Below are 17,577 nucleotides of genomic sequence, written 5' to 3' on the forward strand. Positions count from 1 at the left end.
AGGACCGACGTTGCGCTGCGCAGCTATCGGACACGGTTGGCCGCAGTCGGCTTGGAACAGAAGGCCAATTCAGGACTGAGGGACGAAGGATCTATGTGTCGTATGAACGTGTCGGCCGAGCGGGGTCGCGTTGTTAGAACGGGTTCTGGACCGGGTCGGACGGAGCGAACACCTGGGGCCACAGAAGTGCGTAGGCACGTTTCTCGGTCGCGCATTCCCCTTCGGTCATGTCGGATAGCTGCGCGGGTGCACGTTCCTGGATCGTTTTCCAAATCTCGTCTTTTCGTTGTTGCGACAAATCCATCGTCGCGAATGTTTCCTTTAACGTGGCTTGCAATCGGTCTACTTCATCCGATGTGAAGAACGCGTCGTGGTCGGCGCAATATTTTGCCACGTAGAACCGCAGGGAAAACTGAAAGAATATACCCGCCTGTTCGGCTTCTCGTTCCGATACGGGCGCTGAGGTAGTTGTTGGTATATCTGGGCCCGTGGTTGTGGCGCCTTCGCCTTCAGCCGCGTTTGCCTTCTCCGCTAAAATCTTATCCCGCGCCGCACTTACAACTTGTTGGATGGCCGGAGGGGTTGAAGGCCAGCCATAGGATTGTACGAGGGCGGTAATTTCCGCGAGTTTTTGATCCGGGGAGGAGGAGCTTTGGGTGATCGCCGAGAGCTTCTCCATGAAGATAGGCGAAACACCCGGCACGACTTGGTTCTCTTCTTCTTCGTTTTCGTCGCTCTGCGCGACTTGATCAGAAATGTACGATGGCATGGTTCTCGGGATGTGCATCATTTCTCGTATTGTCGACGCGAGGCCAGGCTTCAAAGCAAACAGCACTCCACCGATCCCGATACAAACGATCATAGTCAGCACGCTCCGAACTACGGCGACTGGAGCAGCGTGAGGGTGCTTTCGAGTCAGTCCCATGATCAGTTCCCCAAGGTGAAAAAGGAAATATGATGGCTATAGACACTGGTTTGAATGGCGGCAAGCTGCGTCTTTGCTGCCATGAAGGGAAGGGCGGTTCTGGCTTGGAATTTGCGGCGGATACGGGTCGCTCAAGGCATGTCTCAGGACAGGCTCGCGGCGGACACTGAAATCGATCGGGCCTACTTGGGCGGGATCGAGCGGCAGACCGAAAATCCATCCCTGGATTTGATGGATAGGCTGGCTGCGGCTCTCGGTGTTGGGCTGGCCGAATTGTTTAGGCAGCCTGCTCCAGGGGAGGAGCCCCCAAAACCCTTGCGTAGTGGGCGACGCGCACGCGGCCACAGTTGAACTCTTAGAAAGCTTGGCCGGTTTGCCGGACCCCAGATCCTGGACGTGCCGTGCAGGACGCACATGATTGTTTGGAGTTCATTTTGTTTCCTCAGTCTGTTGGGCATCGTCCAAGGTTCAACCGAGCATCGTCGGCATTGCGTCCATGAGAGCTTGGCGATCGTTCGAGCGGGCGAGCAAATACATATTATAGTTGATACTTTTACGCGACGAATTCCGCAACCCAGTGCGGCATGGATATGCGCGCTCTGGTCGGCGACAATTTCGCTCGCCTTCGACGTGAAAAGGGTCTCACCCAAGAAGAGGTGGAGGCCCGATCGGGCTTTAGTCAGCAGTACCTGAGTGACTTAGAACGCGGCAAGCGCAACCCCACTGTTATCACCGTCTATGAACTGGCCGAGGCGCTCGGGGTCAGCTATCTCGATCTTCTTACACCTCTCCAACAACACAAAGGTCAGCCGGACTAACGACCGGTCCAGGGCGGCCTTTCGCTTTCCCGTCCGGCGTCGGATAGTTGCATTTCGACAATCACACCTAACGCACGATCACCAAATCCAGCCTTGCTGCGACAAGAATGTCTTCCGGCGGGTTCTCATCCGTCGGTGACGAAAGGCAGTGTTATTGTCGGAATGCTATGATCCGAGCTCCTGACAGCTTGGGACGGGGTTAAGAGGAACGGCGGGTAGTGTCTCAGTTTGAAATTTGAAGCGCAGGCGAAACCGCTGCGCCCCGTTTGCTCCAATAGGCCGAACCGCCTATACGCTTACCGGAAAGCATGAGGAGAACCCGATGGGTTGGAATGATCATATCCCCGATTTGTCCGGTGAGGCAGAGGCTGTAGCCGTCAAGGCGAAAGCGGTCGTTCGGTGTGAGCTTCACGAAGACATAGTGATCGACAATGGCGACCCGGATGCGAGATCATATGCTTTCGCAATCGGCACCAATCGATGGAAACAGGGAGACATGGGTTGCACACGCGAAGAGTTCATTGACGCAATCGCGGAAGCTATTGATCAGTCTGCCGACGAATGCCCCATCTGCGCCAAATATCGGGACGACTAATGCCGACCGGGCCTAAAGGACAGAGGCGACCGGCAGACGTAATCGGCAATGCCGTCTGCGTCATGCGCATACTACCCGCTTTCGTCGGCATTTGCAGCCGGGCAGCAGCGCGACTCTTTGAGGAACAAACTTGTTTCAAGCCGTTGGATCGTGACCGATAGCCGTCCAAAGCCGCCTAGCGGCGGCTTTGGATCTGGAGGCTTTTTTGGACTTCGTCAGCAGTCAGGCGTCTTCCGCCGTTTCGGTCTTGGCTAGGTTGAAGTCGTTGGCCGTCGGCGTTGTCACGATCGTTTCCATTACGTGGCGGACCACGCGATGAAAGTCGCAATAGCGTGCCCAAAGCAGTGAGGCGTATTCGGCTTCGCCCGCTTCCGCGATTGTACGAATGACGGCTTCGAGAGTGAAGGCCTCGAAGCCCACGCGCTCGCGCCCGTCGTCGTGCTGCGTGTCGCCGGACGGATCGTGTAGCTCCGCTGCGTAAATTGCCCCAGATGCGACCGCGCGCCGGTTCAGGCGTGGGACGATTGTGATGAACTTCCCGCGTGATGCGACACCTTTGTCGACCATCAGTTGCGCCATCACATGTTCTCGACGAAGTTGTTCGAAGCCGGGCCGCCTAAGTAGCGGATCTTCTGGGTCGAGATAGAGACCGGATTCTCGCGTGGTTTCGTCGTATCGGTCGCGGTGGCGGGCGGCGGGTGCCAACATTTCTTCGACGAATTTTATTTCGGCCGCGACGAAGCCTGGTTCACCTTCGGGGGTGACGATCTCGGCCAGGACGTCGAAGGCGGTGCCGTCGCCGAAGTAGTTTTCCTGGAAGCGGCCCGGGCTGTGTTCGAAGCGAATGCGGGTCACGCTGTGGACGAAGCCGGGCAGGAGAGTCTGCCAGACGGCGCTGGCCAGGTGGAGGTCAAAGGCCATCGGAGCCCAGAGATTGACCGTAAGTGCTTGAGAACTAAGGAGATTTGTCCATAGGCGCTCCTCGTCCCAGACGGAGCCCGGTTCACGAAACAGGAGCTCGGCCTTGGCAAGGGCCGTGACGTCGCTGGTCATGAAGTTGGCACCGGCCCGGGCCGCCGCAGGGGATATTCGGGACCCGAGCTTGATCCTTCGGGTATCGCCCTTGGTGCCCACGATGAATGCGCCGATCGGGAGCTTTTGTTCTTCGCGCCACAAGGCGCTTAGGAGACGGGCGGCGGCGCCGAAGCGGTTATCCGTGGAGACGAAGACCTGCTTGGCTCGGCGCACAAAGTCAGGGATCAGAGGTGGATGAACGAGGGGGCGTTCGAAGACGGTTCGGGCTCGGTCGGAGCTGCCAAAGGTAGGTTCGATATTGGTGAGAGATAGTGCCGTTTCCATTTGAACTCCTGTCGGTGACATAGGAGGTTCAATGAAAAGGGGCAGCAATTTATGGAAGTTCTGTTTTCTTTGGTCAAGGTGTTGGTGTTGGTGTTGTTGTCTTGATCTTGGGGTGTTGGTGGGAAGGTATAGGGAAGGTCCAGAGGAGATCTAGAGAAGGTCTAGGGGAGATCTGCTAATAATAATAGGGTTTCAACCAGACGGTTCGCATTCGCTACGCTGCAAGGGGCCGAGCGATTTCATCAACCTGTTCACAGGCAAACGCCTCATCCTGCACTTCCACTGCTGCTTTGTCCTCTCGTAGGCCGATGAAGCTTGCACCCCGCACGCAACCGTTCGAACTCAATTCCAGAAATTCGATTTCGGCAACGAGTTTCGGCGGCAACAACTGGATTTCGCCCTTCAAGGTAAGCGAAGCCAAAGGTTCTCCAAGTGAGCTGGATGTCGTAAAGAACTCGGCTAGCTCCCGTCGTTGGGGAACAGAAAAGCCGGTGCCCACGCTACCTCGGGGCGTAAGCGCGCCATCGTCCATCGTCGCGATAATTATCGACTTCACCGCGTTCGTTTTCTTATCGGGGCGCCAACCGGCGATTATGAACTCCTGACGACGTGTGAACTTGACCTTTCGCCAAGCCGGCGATCGGACGCCCGGTTGATATGGCGAGTTATGATCCTTGGCCATGACGCCTTCCCAACCTGCATTCTTCAGACTCTCGGCCAGCGCGTCACCCTCTAGGGTGTGCTCGACAAGTTTGACGCTCTCAATGCCCAGGGAGGAGATGGCTTCCGCAAGGCGCTCTTTCCGAGCGCACAACGGTAGGGAGGTGATTCTTTCGCCCGAGCAGGCAAGCAGATCGAACGCGAAGTAAGTGAGCGGCACGCTTTTGTTGGAAAGAGCTTTGCACAGCAATCCGAAGTCAGGCCGACCGTTCTGATCGAGCGCGCAGATTTCGCCATCCAACGCACAGTCCTGCGTCTCGCAGACGCTTTCCGGCAGAGAGCGGCCGAGGCGCTCTGTCCAATCGAGGCCGTTGCGCGTGAAAAGCCGCAGTTTGCCGTCCTTGATCACAAGCTGGCAGCGATAGCCGTCAAACTTCGGCTCGAAGATAAAGTTCGATCCTGACGGTAATTCGCGGGCAGGGGTTGCGAGTTGGCACGGCGTAAATTCAGACATGATGCCACTCCGAGTTGACTCGGAAGGTTCAACTGACCTCGCTGGTTGTTGCGTGTTTGCGGCGATCGTGGAAAGGCTCAGGCTTGGGAGGGCCGAAACCGATGATCCGAGCGATGCAGGAAGACGAAGTTCTCGAGGCGCTTGCCAAAGGAGTGAGACGCACCTCAGATTTGATACGCCAAGCCGCCGAATACCATGGCGGCGCGGTGCGGACGGAATATCTTCTCACGGCCGATATCGCCCGCGAATTCATCGAGCGCCACTTCCAAGTCAAGGTCGAGTGCCTGAACAGGAGCTTGGTGAACGCTTTGACGCGTAGCAAGGAACGGCGCCTAGTAAACTCCTTCGCTCGAAGAGGATCGATGTGGCGGTCGTAGAAAGTGACCTCATCCCTTTGGCGATCGTCGAGGTCAAAATTGGAGTGTCGAAACTCACGCGTTTGAAAGGCGATCTCGAAAAGATTTCGACGACCCTCGCTTTGATGCAACCGAAGTTCGCAAGCCGCGCGGTTGGCGCTCTGGTATTTCAAATGCACACGACCAGTAAAAAGTGGTATCGGGCCGAGCAGTTTAGAGCAGCTGCCGAAGCGAAGGAAAAGCGGCTTCGGGAGGAGCTTCGCATTTTCGCCAAGGGGCGAACTGACACTATTTTTGCTATGCACTCGCTCCAAAGACCCGATGAGGGAGTCACCGGAAGAGCGGTTGACGGGATAGGCGAAGAAGCCGAGTGGGGTGCATTCGGTCACGCCACCCGCTACCACGCGATCTTAATCCGCGACACCCGTCCGGTCCCGCCGCCTCCTTCAACGATCGCGGAGCTGCGCAGCCAATCCGGACGATAGTCTCGATGCCGCCTATCGCCCGGTCATATCCTGGAACGCGACGCCGCTGCATTTACGGACCTTCAGCCACCAAACCGGTCGAATCGTGTTCTTGATCGCCGAGGCGCGGCTCATCTTCAGCCTGTCCCGTTGACTCGAAAAGCCATTCCGCTGCTCGGGACGCCTGCGCGGCCGCGACAAAGATCGCTCGAGGGTCATCGCGCAACAGAGGAAGCCACCCTGCTAGGTATGCGGCATGATTTTCGTGCGGTACGCTGGCCAATCCCAACCCGGCCAAGAGGAATGCGGAACCGAGCTCGGCCACGAGTTCTTCGGCCGCATAAGCTCGCTTGCCAAATCGTGCCGAGAGATCGCGCGACAGTCGCGCCCTCGCGCCAGTCCAATGTACGAGCTCGTGTGCCGCGGTAGCCGCATATCCCTCGGGGCTCTTGAAATGCTCCCGCATAGGCAGCTGAATGTGGTCGGTTTGCAGGCTATAGAACGCCTGCGTTCCGCCAAACCTGACGACAGCACCCGTCTTATCGAGGAAACGGTCGAATTTGTCCGCGGTCCAATCGCTCTCAAGCTGGGGTTCGCCGTCCGGGGGCAATCCGTCAACTTGGTCGCGATTGAACAACACCGAAGTTCGCAAGACATAACGGCGCTCGGAAGATTCGCCCTCGTCGGCGCCCTCCGCGCCGTTTTGCTGCTTGTCGATTTCCTTATAGAAGACGACGAGGGTGCCCTTTTCGCCGCGACGAACCTGGGCACCTTTGGATTGCCACTGGCGGTAGCTGGCCCAGCGGTTATCGGCAAAGCCCGAGCGCTCGGCAGCGCACCAAAGGTTCAGAATGTTGATCCCGCGATATCGCTGGCCCGTCTTGCCATTCACGGGCAGACCCCCGCCCGTTCGATGCCAGGGACAGACCCATGCACCCGAATGGGTCTGTTGCAACTGCTCGATCAGAGCGTCTGTCACTTGCCGGTATATGCCTGAAACCATGGCCGCGTTCTCCAACGTTTTTCGCTGGGCGGTTCATCGGTCTGGCGCTTGAGTTGCGAGGAGGGGCAGCCAATTCAAGAAGCAGCGTGATCACCGGCTCTTTCAGGTCACCATAAGGCACCCCGTCTTGTCGCGATTCTCGGCCCTCTAAGCTGAATGTGTAACCGTTTGAATAAGCGGTTGTTAAGCAACTAAGCTTGCGCGTCAAATCTTATGAACCAAATGGGAGTATCGGCAACAAGGACGCATAGATGGACGACAGCCCAAGGGTGCAGCTGCCCAATTCAACCGACGGTGAAGCCCCTGGCCCGACGCCTTCCGAAGAGGCCCAAGCCTCTCAAATGGCGGCGGCACTACCTCCGGAGTTCGACCGGACGGACCCTGAGCTTTTTGTGAGGCAATATCTGCGTCACTATCGGTTGGAGATCCTGTTTGACGGCTCTATCGCCGAAACTGATGCTCACTTAAGCCCGCCAAAGACCGTGCCCGAGTTGCTCGCCAAACAGGAGGAAACGGTTCCGGACCTGATTGACCGGATGGTTCTATTCGCCAGGGTCCGCAACTACCGGTTCCAGAGGTCGATTATTTCCACCGCGTGCCGGCGAGTGGCAAAGGGAGCGCAGGGCTCTCGTCGAAAGACAGTGCTGCAGCCGCTGATAGAACCGCCACTTAGTGAGCTGGAAGTTGCCAAATCGCGAGACGAATGGAGACGAGTGGGCACTTTATTCGACCTTGAGCCATCACTCAGCGTTGCCATAATTAAGCACTTCATCTGGCAGGTGAAAGCGAAATCGCTTCGTAAAGGTGTAAAGCATCACTTAATGCCGATTGTTTGGAGCTCTATCCAAGGATCTGGCAAGACGACCTTCGTCAGCAGGCTGGTCGGCCCGCTAAAGGAACTCGCTTGCTTCACCTATTTGAGCGACATCGCCGATACGCGGTCCAAAGGGATTTTCGAGTTTCCCATCGTGGTCATCGACGACATGGCGCCTGAAAAAGGGGTAGCTGTCCTAAAATCCCGGCTCACTGGCGAAAAGATGGCGGGGCGTATGATGCACTCGTCGTCGCCTTCACCATACAGCATCAGGTCTACCCTCATCGGGACAGCCAACACCAGGATCCAGGAGCTGGTCCAGGACGCGACGGGCAGCAGGCGATTTGCGATGCTGCCGTTTCGCAACGGATCCGTGCCAAAGGGCGGCAGTCCGCACATATGGTCGACTGTCGAATCACTTGACTGTCAACTGCTTTGGCGCTCGGTGTCTGCAGCGGAGCCTTCGCCGATTCTAGACGTGCTCGATCAACTGACCCGGCATCAAGGTCAGTTTGTTCCAGAAAGTTCGGTCTTGAGGTGGGCGAAGGGGCTGGATTGCGCCTCAGAAGAGGTGCGCGAAATCCGTTACAAGACCGGAGTGTTGGGTGAAGAGCTGCGTCAACTTTTCATGAGACAAACCCGAGAGAGCATCAGCGCGCAGGCATTCTCGGCCGAGATATTGAAGAACTGCGATGACCCCGCCATGCCATTTGCAAAAAGGCAGAAAACTGAGAAGGGCGCCCTGTATGTCCTGAAGAGCAGCTTTGCTAAGGCCGCGACGCCAAACGCGGTCGTTTCGTCGTCGGCTGTTTTTTCGCCGCCGTCAGATCCGTCAGATCCGTCAGGTCCGCCAGATCCACCAGTTCGCGAGGCTACGCTGGCCGAAGCACACCTCGAACCCGCACCCCTAGGTGCCGACGCCGCAGATGGCAGTGGCGATTAATGAGCCTTGCGAATAAGTATCGCCCAACCCGTTTTTCAGAGGTTTTGGGGCAGCCTCACGCGGTCACATTCCTGTCGACCGTGATCCTGCGCAAGGCAAAGCCTCGGAACCTGCTGCTGTTCGGGTCTCATGCCTCGGGGAAGACGACGCTGGCCCGCCTCTATGCGAAGGCACTGAATTGCTCCGACGTAGCCCCCGATGGTTCCCCCTGCAACCGCTGCACGTTCTGTACGGACGTGGATTACGAGGACTGGGAGTATGATGTTCCCGGGACGGGTGGGGAGGATGCCGACATCGAGGCATGGCTGGACGGGCGCTACCGAAAGCCAACCGACTGGAAAACGACCGTGCTCTTCTTCGACGAAGCGCATGAAATCAAGCCAAAGGCAGCAGACAGTCTGCTCAAACGGGTCGAGGAGCCCTTGCCTGGCGTGGCATTCGTCTTTGCGACCACTGAGCCCAGGGCACTGAAGAATACGTTGCGCTCGCGTCTCATGGCCCTGGAAGTGCGTCGACTCGGCGCGACCGAGGCTGTGAAACTTCTTCGCCACGTTGCGGAACGAGAGGGCATCGCCTACGACATCGACGGCTTGGCGTTGCTGGCATCTATCAAGCGGGGATACCCAAGGGATTTGCTGATCGGGCTCGACCAGTTAGCGGGCATGGGCCCCATAACCTTGCAGTCCGTCAAAAGCATGTTTGGCCTCGATCAGACGGAAAGGCTGATCGACTTATTTCTTGCCTTGGCTGATGCAGACGAGGCACGGCAAATCACCATTCTTGCCGACTGGCCCGAAGAGGTCGGGATTATAGTCAAGTGGATACAGTCCTTTCTGACATCGGTATTTTATCGCGACATTCTAGGTCTCGATTTTGTCGGCGACCCGATCACCCAATCAATTACCGTGGGCAGGTCCGAAATTTTGGGGGGCTTCTGCCGGCGGCTGGATGTGCCTTCGCAACGAGATCTGCGCCCTTTTTGGGAGCCGATGTTGTCTTTCTGGGATCGCCCCTCATCCGACCATGAGACCGAGCTGCAATTGCGCTTGGCGTTGTTTCAGGACCTCGTGAACCGGCGCCTCGGCGAGGCGCGGAGCGCGCTGCAGATCGGGTCCTACGAATCCAAAGGGGAAAGTTTTGGGATCGCCGTTCCCGCGCCAGCCATTCACCCACAGACATCGTCTCAGAGCCTTGTCGAGGCCAACGAAAAGATCGGCCAGCCGAGCAACGAACCAAACAGTCTTGACATCGAGGGCGTCCGCGCGATCGTCAATCGAGCAAGTGCACTGACGCAGGCAACTGGCTACGTGATCAACGCTGCGTTTGAGATATCCTCCTACCCCGGTGTGAAGGCGCCGACCACTGTCGCGAGGGTGCAACGTTTTGTTCGAGAGCTGGAAGAGCAGGCAGCGGGCCGGCCCTCCTCCCTTGCCACGATTACCCTCTTGGAAGCGGGCCAATTCGGCCCGGTTACGGCCCGGATATGTGCCCACCTCACCCAGTTGGACACTCCGGGCGCACAGTCTCGGGTTCAGGAGTGGTTCGACGCCTTCTGGCAAGCCGACGAGGGCGTCCACGACTTTGATAGGCGACTTTCAGACGTGAAACGGGGCATGAAATTCCATTGGGCCGAAGTGATGGGGCTTTGCGCGGGCCTCGGCGGCGATTCCTTTTATCCTGATGTCGGTGCCAGGGCCCTCATGAAGAACCTTCGGGTTCAAAAAACGAGATGGCGACAGCCTGTGGCCATCCCCTATCGAGTGCTGACCTTCACCGGGCTGGTAGGTCAGGACGCTATCGAGAAAGCTGCCTCTGAGGGCATGGGGTTCCTGTCGGCATATGACGACCGCGCATGGCGACATATCAAATCTGAATGGGAGCCAAAAGAATGGCTCGATCGGAACAAGGAGTTTGCCCTTCGTCGTCGCCAAATTGAAGATCTGGAGATCTTTGGAGGCGACCCGGTTCAGCTCGAGGAAAAACGCCGACAAATTCGAGCGAGTTGGCTGGAAGTAAAGTCCCGGCCGCGGCGCTGGATGCCATGGTGGGGGCTTGAAGTCGATTCTTGATGTCGAGTTCCTGCTTGCGCCGCGGTTGCCGCCACGAGTGCTAGTTTACCGCATGAGGACCGGGCTCCTGCGCCACGAGATGGAGCGTGCATTGCGCGACCTCTTCGAACAAGAAGGTCGTGAGCTCTATCCGTGCAGACCCTCCATGGTGGGCTTGGCGAGCGGTGGTCAGGCACTCTTTGATGGCGTCTACCTTTGCGATCTATCACGCGAGACCGAGCAAGATTTGACGCCTGTAGTGAAGGCTCTTAGGGACCGTGAGACATCGTATCTCGCTGTTTTCGCACCGCATGGTTCTCGCTTGTTTGCGGACAAGACATGGCTAGGCGCTGATGGCATCTTGTTGGTGGAAGAGCCGATCGTTACCAGCGACGACATTCCGGACGCCGTCTGGCAATTTGTCGTTGCCAACTGCGACCTTCTTCCGACGGCTACGCCCGTGCCCAAAATCGTAAAAGAGCGTTTCACGGATCAACTCGGCGGAGGCAGATTGGCTTTGCCCAGCCTTGTTCAAGCCTTCGATGCATACGTGGCGCAGTCTTTTGATCAGCGGTCAAAGGAGTTTGTGGAGACCACAGAGCAGCAGGAGGAGGTCAAGGAGCGGAGCCTTCTGGCGGACCCGCTGCTTGATTATCTGGCAGACCCCACATTGCGAGATCGAGCCAATGTCCTCCGAGGCGTTGACCTTCGTGTTAGGAGGGGCCGGTCGTACGAATCGCTCATCGACGATCTTCACCAGTTGAGTGCGAACATCGCGCTGAAGATCTGTTCTGGGCGGGCCGTATCCGTTGATAGGTTCGATTTCGTGCTCTGGATTGCGCTGCTTGTCGCTTGGACGCCGTCTCTACGTTCAGTTGCTACGGAGGGGCATGATGGGGCAATACATCCCAATGAGTTCCTTCAAATTGTTGACCAGTTGCTGCGTGACTTCGCCACTCGTCAAACGTCAGATGGTCGGGACCGGCTGGCTGGCGTTTGGGATCGGATTGGGGATGTCTCGAGAGCACCTCGAGATAACGATCAAGATGAGCTTGGCCTAGAGCAATGCCTGGTGGAACTGCTCGGTCGGCAGGGAACATACGAACCGGAGTGGGTCGTGCGGCTCAGGGCAATCTTTTGCCTTGACGAAACCCAGTTATTGGCAGCGTCGCCGACCCCTTCGGGCAGCGGCCATGATGAGGGCAGGTTTTCGGCAAGGCTTTTCGACGAGATAGTCGGCCGGGACGCGGCCGTCGCCGCCGTAAAGGAACGGTTCGGGGCCGCAAGACACACACCTCTCTTCATCTATGGTCCCGATGGCGTCGGAAAAAAGACCTTCGCTAGGGCGTACGCCAGAGCATTCATGTGCACGGGGAGAGCCGAGGCAGATTATCTTTCTTGCGGAAGATGCGGCGTCTGCATGGCCTTCGACAATGGCGTCCTCGGCTACGCCGAGCTAGACGGCGCGGCGCATGGGAGTTCCTTGGACAGTGTCAGGGGCTGGCTGCGCGACATGAAGTATTTTCGGGCCTTCGCTGAGCGCAATGCGGTCATCCTGGAAAATCCAGAGCGGGCAGGGGGCTTGATCGATACTCTGCTCAAAACGCTTGAGGAAAGGCACAAGGCCACCTTGTTCATCGCCTGCGGCCGCGAGATCAACTCTTTAAGAGCGACGGGCGTGTCTCGCAGTGAGGTGCATCGTTTCGCGCGTCTCAGCAACGCAGATGCTGAGAGCCTCGTCGCCCGCTTTTGTTCCCATTACGGCCAACGTCTGTTACCCGGACCTGTGCTTGACCTGGTACTTGAAAAGGGCGGCGGGTTGCCGCGGCGATTGGCCGAAGCCTGCGCAAACGTTTGTGGCGGAACCGTCATCACAGCGGAAGATGCCGGGAAGGTATTGGGTTTTGGTTGGATAGGTGGAGTCATCGCGACGTGGACGTCGTTGCTGGGGGCCACGTGGACCGAACCTAGCACCCTCATCTCCGATCACGAGGGGGCGTCGCTAGGTGTGGCTGACCAGATGAGAGCGACATTGACTCACATAGCGCCGGGCAACGTGGGCCGAGAACCGGCGCTGCCTTCCTGGCGTCGACACAGCCGTGCCTTGACCCATCTTGCCGATGAGATGGCAAAGAGAGCTGCATCCACGGGACAGAGTTATGACAGCCTATGGGGCCGTCTATCGGCGTTTTGGTGCCTGGACCATGTTGACTTGGTTGGGCAGCGGCAAGCGTTCATGGAGACCCGGCGTATCCTGCGGGGTAATACCCAATGGGCGGCGTAGCACCTTCTTTGCGACTGTCGCGCAATTTAGCGCCCTACGGTCCATATTGAATCGCACTGACCGCTCTGTTTAACCCGCGCCACGACTTGAGGATGGCCGTCGCTGCTTTCTATACCTGAGCCGCGGACGCACGAAGGCTTTCAGGCCTGGCTTCGCCTCCAGCAGGGCTACTATGTCGAAGCCGATATCGATCGAATTGATGGCTGACTGAAGCTGGGCCAGGGCCGACGCCTTGACGTAGCGGCTCGTCTCGCCGGGCGTCGAATGCCCAGTGACATGGTCAAGCACGGCGCGTTCGACACCCGCTTGGTGCATCAAGGTGCTAGCCGAGTGGCGAAAGGAATGGAAATCCAGACCTTTGCGGTACACGCCTATGTCTCGGCGATAACGGGTAAACCACTTCGAAAACGAATGTCCTAAACGATTGTCTGCTCCGCCAGGCTTCAGATTGGGGAACAGTCGCACCTGTCGGGATTTGCGGCACTGGTCCACATATTCCAAAAAGCCGAGCTTAATGAGCGTGACGTGCAACGGTACCTGGCGGGCGGCGTTGGCATTCTTCAGCATCCGAGGCGGCTTATCGTTGATATCGAAGAAGGAGATGCCGTCGGCTTCCTTGACATCTTCTGTGTGCAACTGGGCGATCTCTTCCTGACGCATTCCGGAAAGAATCCCGATCAGGGGAATCCAGTACCGCTCATCCTTTAGGACCAGGGACCCAGGTTCAGCCCGACGCACTTCGGACTTGCACCCAGTGTAGAGAGGAGACGAAAACAGGGTCTCCAATTCGGGCCGGGTCCAGGCGTCGCGCTGCTCCGTGGCCTTCTTTGCAGACCCGAATCGGAAGCCGCTGAAGATGTTCTGGCTGACGGTTCCAGCCGAAAGAGCCGATCCCCAAAGCCCGCTCAGCGCGGAGAAATGTCTTTTGACCGTGCGCTGAGTGATCGGCTGAACGTTGCGCGTTTTGGCTTGCGACTCCGCCACCTTCAGGATTTCGTCGACCGATCGATTTCGATAGGCAGGCGCCTTCGAGTAGTCCCACGGTAGACGCTGTATCTTTTTGCGGAACTCGTCAGCATCGCCTCGAGCATATTGCGCGAGTGGCTTGTCGCCGCATATTTCGGCAAACAAACGATAGCTTGCCTTTGCCTGCCCTGCCGTTTGCTGGTCCCAAATTTTGACCGCGATCTGGTCGCAGCGGAACGCCTCAGCAATCTCCGAAAAATTCGGCCCGCCGCTTGCCACTGGCGGAGAGGGGACCGCCAAAGGGGCCGCGGCCTGGCTTGGCAGGACGGGCGTTGCGCTCGCTCCGCCAAGGGCATCTTTGAGCAGTCTGTCTCGAGGGTCGTGATTGAAGTCGCCGTCCTGGCGTGCCCTTAACTCACTTATAATGTCGATGCTAGCTCGTAGGATCGCCTGACGGATTTGATTGTATTCGCCCGGACCGAGGTCGCCTTCGGCCAGCTTGCTGCGCGCCATCACCACCTGCGCCGCCGGATTGGCCTTCTCGAAATCATTCTTCCGCAGAGCGTCACGCTGCTCGGCGAGCGTATGATCGAGATAATCCGATCGCGCTCGATGATCTTCCTCGGACCACGGCTGCTCCGGGAATAGTCGGCGATGGTCGTCAATCGTCAGGGTCAGTTGATAAAAGTCTTTCACCAACTGGGCAATTTTATCGGATGAGAGCATGGAGGCGGCGGCCGCGAAAAGTCCTTCAGAATGTCTATAGAGCAAATCGGCCCGCATTCTGGCAGAGGCCACGACATTTGTGGATAGGCTCCGGACCAGTTCAGAGCGTCCAATCCGAGATCGCAGCGGCGAGGGTACGACGCGCCGGAAATGAAACACGCCATCTCGTCGAACCACGTTGAGCAGACGACGTCCCCGCCCTGATTTGTAGCAGTCAATTGTAGCAAGGGGGTGTGATTGTCTCTCCTCGGATGAAGAAAGTGAGTCAGAACAATCGCTTAGAGGATTGTTGGCTGGGGCGCCAGGATTCGAACCTGGGAATGTCGGTACCAAAAACCGATGCCTTACCGCTTGGCGACGCCCCAGCAGGCGGGGCATGCCCGCTTGCGCGCGGCCTTATAGGACGGGGCGAAGCAAAGCTCAATGCCGCAACATCAACTAAAAGCGGCTGCGATACGGGTCGCTATTGCTGCCAGTTCGTCGCTTGATCGCCAGCGGCTCATCCCGGGCCGCCCGCTGCCGCACGCCTGCTTCGCTCGCCTGGCCGACATCGGGGCAATCCTGCTTCCGCGAAGCCGACGACGCTGCTTTGCTCACGCCTGGGCCACACGTGCACGGCAATCCTGCAGGACCGCCGCAAGCGTCTCCTCGAAAGAATGCTCGGGCGCCCAGCCAAGCAGGGTCCGGGCGCGGGTCGCATCGCCGACGATGCATGGCAGGTCGCTTGGCCTCATCCGCAAAGGATCCTGCTCCACGACGATCTTGACGCTACTTTGCGCCAGCAGCAGATCCAGAATATCTGCCATCCGCCAGGAGAGGCCGGACGCAAGGTTGAAGATGGTGTTCGGCGCAAGCTTGTTGCTGTTCAAGACCGCGCGCGCATAGGCATTGGCAATGTCGCGCGCGTCCAGAAAATCGCGCCTGGCGTCGAGATTGCCGACGCGGATGAGCGGCGGAGCGAGGCCTGCTTCGATCCGCGCGATCTGCATGGCGAAGGCCGGCACTGCGAATGCCTCAGTCTGGCCCGGTCCCGTATGATTGAAGGGACGCATCCGAACGCATTTCAACCCCCGGTACGACAGCGCGCCGAGCGCGAGGTCGGCCGCGGCCTTGGTTGCGGCGTAGTCGTCGACCGGGGCAAGCAGCGTGCTTTCGTCGAGCGGTCGTCCGGTCTTCGCGCTTTCGCCATAGACCAGACCGGATCCGACATGGACGAGCCAGCAGTCCGGAGCCGTGTTGAGGATGGCATTGGCCACGTTGAGCGCGCCGTCCACGTGGATGCGCCACGTGTTTCGTGGATTCGCCTGGGCGGCATCGGGGGCCGCGACCGCCGCCAGGTGGATGACATGCGTTGGCCGATGACGGGCCATGGCCTCATGGACGGCGGCCGTATCCGTCACGTCCAGCTCTTCGACCTGGCCGAAAGCGGGGTGCGGGCCCCCATCCTTGGAGGTCGCGGCAATGACGACCTCAGGGCCGCAGATCTTGCGCAATGCCTCGCCGACATAGGGGCCGACGAAACCGTTGGCGCCGGTCATCAAAACGCGCATGCCGGCCTCACGAACCATGAAGCGTTGTCCGGATGCGGATGCGTGGCGGAACGCGGCGTCACAACGGCTTCCCTTTCAACGCCTGGCGGCTGCGTGGCGCGCGAGATCGGCGTCCACCATCTCGCGGATCATCTCTTCCAGGGAGATCGTCGCTTCCCATCCGAGCTTCGCCTTAGCCTTGGCCGGATTGCCGAGCAGGATCTCGACTTCCGCCGGCCTGAACAGGTCTGGATCGATGACAAGATGGTCGTTCATCTTCAACCCGACATGCTCGAAGGCGATCCTGCACATGTCGCGCACCGTCGTCGTCCTGCCGGTGGCGACCACATAGTCGTCGGGCTTTCCCTGCTGCAGCATCAGCCACATGGCGCGGACATAATCCCTGGAGTGGCCCCAGTCGCGCCTGGCGTCGACGTTGCCCAGGCGCAGCTCCCTCGCCAGCCCCATCTTGATGCGCGCGACGGAGTCCGTGACTTTGCGTGTCACGAATTCGATGCCGCGAAGCGGCGATTCGTGATTGAACAGGATGCCGCTCGAGGCATGCAGGCCGAAGCTCTCGCGATAATTGACGGTGATCCAATGGCCATAGGCCTTGGCCACCGCATAGGGCGAGCGGGGATGGAAAGGCGTGGTCTCCGACTGCATCGGCTCCTGGATAAGGCCGTACATCTCCGACGACGAAGCCTGATAGAAACGCGCCCCGGGCACTTCAAGACGCAGCGCCTCCAGCACATTGGTGACGCCGATGCCGGTGACATTGCTCGTCAGGATAGGCTGCTGCCAGGACGATTTGACGAAAGACTGCGCGGCAAGGTTGTAGACCTCGTCAGGCCTTACGTCGCGCATGGTTCGGGTCAGGCCCGACAAGTCCGTGATGTCGCCATCCACGATCCGCACGTCGTCCTCGATGCCCAGCCATTTCAGCCGCATCGTATTGACGTCGGCCGTGCTCGACCGTCGCGCCAACCCGTGGACTTCATAGCCCTTCGAAAGCAGGAGCTGCGCCAGATAGGCGCCGTCCTGCCCGGTAATGCCGGTTATCAATGCTGCTTTTGTCATCAATGGTCCGGTGATCGGGCGAGATGCAGGGCGCAAATCCCCATCGTTGCTGAATTGGCCGCTCTACGCCTGCGGCAACCGCCGGCACCGCTGTCATTATACAGCCCCGGCCTGATCCGCCAGTGCGGTATCCTGGGCCCGTTCCAGCGCCATTTCCACGATTTCGCTTGCCCTTTCATGGCTGGCGGCCTCGGCATAGCAGCGAAATTCGGGAGCGTTGCCGGAAGGCCGCAGATGGATGATCTCGCCGCTGGTCATTCGCGCTCTCAGACCGTCGGTCTCGTCTACATCCGCCACCGTGCCGAAGGGCGCCAGGAACCGCTGCAACGCGTCGCGGTCGGCGAGCTTGCGCATCAAGCTGCGCGATGTCTCGACCGGGAAGTTCTCGAGCCGCTCGCTGGCGCAGACCGGAAGATTCCAGGTTTCACGCAGGTTGGAGAGCGTTTTGCCGGCCGATGCCACCGTGCCCAGCACCGCCAGGATGGGCAGGAAC

14 protein-coding genes, 1 tRNA gene and 1 pseudogene are annotated in these 17,577 nt (G+C 58.6%); 7 read left to right on the forward strand and 9 right to left on the reverse strand.

The genetic code is table 11. The features are described from left to right. Nucleotides 1-133: 133 nt before the first annotated feature. Complete coding sequence (locus tag EOA27_RS00590; protein ID WP_126062077.1) at nucleotides 134-862, reverse strand: hypothetical protein; 729 nt, start codon at nucleotides 860-862, stop codon at nucleotides 134-136. 144 nt (nucleotides 863-1,006) lie between these two features. Here EOA27_RS00590 and EOA27_RS00595 point away from each other — a divergent pair, with 144 nt between their 5' ends. From EOA27_RS00595 to EOA27_RS00605, 3 genes are all read left to right on the forward strand, one after another. After that, a complete protein-coding gene (locus EOA27_RS00595; RefSeq protein ID WP_126064750.1) occupies nucleotides 1,007-1,276 on the forward strand; it encodes a helix-turn-helix transcriptional regulator in 270 nt (89 codons plus the stop codon). Between the two features lie 233 nt (nucleotides 1,277-1,509). Beyond that, nucleotides 1,510-1,743, forward strand: coding sequence for a helix-turn-helix transcriptional regulator (locus tag EOA27_RS00600; protein WP_126062076.1), 234 nt, complete (start codon nucleotides 1,510-1,512; stop codon nucleotides 1,741-1,743). A 322-nt stretch (nucleotides 1,744-2,065) separates the two neighbouring features. Then, on the forward strand, nucleotides 2,066-2,338 hold the full coding sequence (locus EOA27_RS00605) for a hypothetical protein (protein ID WP_127255232.1): 273 nt from the start codon (nucleotides 2,066-2,068) through the stop codon (nucleotides 2,336-2,338). Nucleotides 2,339-2,560: 222 nt separating this feature from the next. On the opposite strand, the gene EOA27_RS00615 is transcribed toward EOA27_RS00605, so the two are convergent. Then, nucleotides 2,561-3,697, reverse strand: a complete 1,137-nt coding sequence (locus tag EOA27_RS00615) for a hypothetical protein (RefSeq protein WP_126062074.1) — start codon at nucleotides 3,695-3,697, stop codon at nucleotides 2,561-2,563. A 214-nt stretch (nucleotides 3,698-3,911) separates the two neighbouring features. Further along, entirely contained in the window at nucleotides 3,912-4,871 is a 960-nt protein-coding gene (ligD, locus tag EOA27_RS00620; RefSeq protein ID WP_126062073.1) for a non-homologous end-joining DNA ligase, read from the reverse strand. A 364-nt stretch (nucleotides 4,872-5,235) separates the two neighbouring features. Between ligD and EOA27_RS00625 the strand changes: the two genes are divergently transcribed. Next, nucleotides 5,236-5,712, forward strand: a complete 477-nt coding sequence (locus EOA27_RS00625) for a hypothetical protein (protein WP_127255234.1) — start codon at nucleotides 5,236-5,238, stop codon at nucleotides 5,710-5,712. A gap of 52 nt (nucleotides 5,713-5,764) precedes the next feature. Here the strand turns inward: EOA27_RS00625 and EOA27_RS00630 are convergent, their stop codons facing one another. Next, the gene (locus EOA27_RS00630; protein ID WP_126062071.1) at nucleotides 5,765-6,694 is read right to left on the reverse strand and encodes a zincin-like metallopeptidase domain-containing protein; all 930 of its coding nucleotides are present in this window, start codon (nucleotides 6,692-6,694) and stop codon (nucleotides 5,765-5,767) included. A gap of 251 nt (nucleotides 6,695-6,945) precedes the next feature. Between EOA27_RS00630 and EOA27_RS00635 the strand changes: the two genes are divergently transcribed. The 3 genes from EOA27_RS00635 to EOA27_RS00645 are packed head-to-tail and all read left to right on the forward strand — an operon-like array spanning nucleotide 6,946 to nucleotide 12,783. Further along, nucleotides 6,946-8,451 carry a VapE domain-containing protein gene (locus EOA27_RS00635; RefSeq protein ID WP_126062070.1) on the forward strand — a complete coding sequence of 502 codons (1,506 nt, stop codon included), beginning with the start codon at nucleotides 6,946-6,948 and terminating at the stop codon, nucleotides 8,449-8,451. Beyond that, nucleotides 8,451-10,520 (forward strand): AAA family ATPase, encoded by a 2,070-nt coding sequence (locus EOA27_RS00640; RefSeq protein ID WP_126062069.1) that lies wholly within the window; start codon nucleotides 8,451-8,453, stop codon nucleotides 10,518-10,520. Before EOA27_RS00635 ends, EOA27_RS00640 begins: the two co-directional genes overlap by 1 nt. Then, a complete protein-coding gene (locus tag EOA27_RS00645) occupies nucleotides 10,504-12,783 on the forward strand; it encodes a hypothetical protein (protein ID WP_127255236.1) in 2,280 nt (759 codons plus the stop codon). The genes EOA27_RS00640 and EOA27_RS00645 overlap by 17 nt, the downstream gene beginning before the upstream one ends. A gap of 69 nt (nucleotides 12,784-12,852) precedes the next feature. On the opposite strand, the gene EOA27_RS00650 is transcribed toward EOA27_RS00645, so the two are convergent. The 5 genes and pseudogenes from EOA27_RS00650 to EOA27_RS00670 form a co-directional block, all read right to left on the reverse strand. Next, nucleotides 12,853-14,652, reverse strand: coding sequence for a site-specific integrase (locus EOA27_RS00650; RefSeq protein ID WP_348639851.1), 1,800 nt, complete (start codon nucleotides 14,650-14,652; stop codon nucleotides 12,853-12,855). Nucleotides 14,653-14,765: 113 nt separating this feature from the next. Then, a tRNA-Gln gene (locus tag EOA27_RS00655) sits at nucleotides 14,766-14,840 on the reverse strand. Nucleotides 14,841-15,068: 228 nt separating this feature from the next. Continuing rightward, a complete protein-coding gene (locus EOA27_RS00660) occupies nucleotides 15,069-16,043 on the reverse strand; it encodes a GDP-mannose 4,6-dehydratase (RefSeq protein WP_245501598.1) in 975 nt (324 codons plus the stop codon). Nucleotides 16,044-16,100: 57 nt separating this feature from the next. Then, entirely contained in the window at nucleotides 16,101-17,084 is a 984-nt protein-coding gene (gmd, locus tag EOA27_RS00665) for a GDP-mannose 4,6-dehydratase (protein WP_126078456.1), read from the reverse strand. Between the two features lie 96 nt (nucleotides 17,085-17,180). Continuing rightward, nucleotides 17,181-17,577, reverse strand: a pseudogene (locus tag EOA27_RS00670) (phosphomannomutase); the annotation flags it as partial.

The organism is Mesorhizobium sp. M2A.F.Ca.ET.037.01.1.1, from assembly GCF_003998075.1.
GTDB lineage: Bacteria > Pseudomonadota > Alphaproteobacteria > Rhizobiales > Rhizobiaceae > Mesorhizobium.

Bases quoted from the DNA above. Each gene is read 5' to 3' on its own strand.
- EOA27_RS00590 (WP_126062077.1), bottom strand. From the start codon at position 862: ATGATCGTTTGTATCGGGATCGGTGGAGTGCTGTTTGCTTTGAAGCCT.
- EOA27_RS00595 (WP_126064750.1), top strand. From the start codon at position 1,007: ATGAAGGGAAGGGCGGTTCTGGCTTGGAATTTGCGGCGGATACGGGTC.
- EOA27_RS00600 (WP_126062076.1), top strand. From the start codon at position 1,510: ATGGATATGCGCGCTCTGGTCGGCGACAATTTCGCTCGCCTTCGACGT.
- EOA27_RS00605 (WP_127255232.1), top strand. From the start codon at position 2,066: ATGGGTTGGAATGATCATATCCCCGATTTGTCCGGTGAGGCAGAGGCT.
- EOA27_RS00615 (WP_126062074.1), bottom strand. From the start codon at position 3,697: ATGGAAACGGCACTATCTCTCACCAATATCGAACCTACCTTTGGCAGC.
- ligD (WP_126062073.1), bottom strand. From the start codon at position 4,871: ATGTCTGAATTTACGCCGTGCCAACTCGCAACCCCTGCCCGCGAATTA.
- EOA27_RS00630 (WP_126062071.1), bottom strand. From the start codon at position 6,694: ATGGTTTCAGGCATATACCGGCAAGTGACAGACGCTCTGATCGAGCAG.
- EOA27_RS00635 (WP_126062070.1), top strand. From the start codon at position 6,946: ATGGACGACAGCCCAAGGGTGCAGCTGCCCAATTCAACCGACGGTGAA.
- EOA27_RS00640 (WP_126062069.1), top strand. From the start codon at position 8,451: ATGAGCCTTGCGAATAAGTATCGCCCAACCCGTTTTTCAGAGGTTTTG.
- EOA27_RS00660 (WP_245501598.1), bottom strand. From the start codon at position 16,043: ATGGTTCGTGAGGCCGGCATGCGCGTTTTGATGACCGGCGCCAACGGT.
- gmd (WP_126078456.1), bottom strand. From the start codon at position 17,084: ATGACAAAAGCAGCATTGATAACCGGCATTACCGGGCAGGACGGCGCC.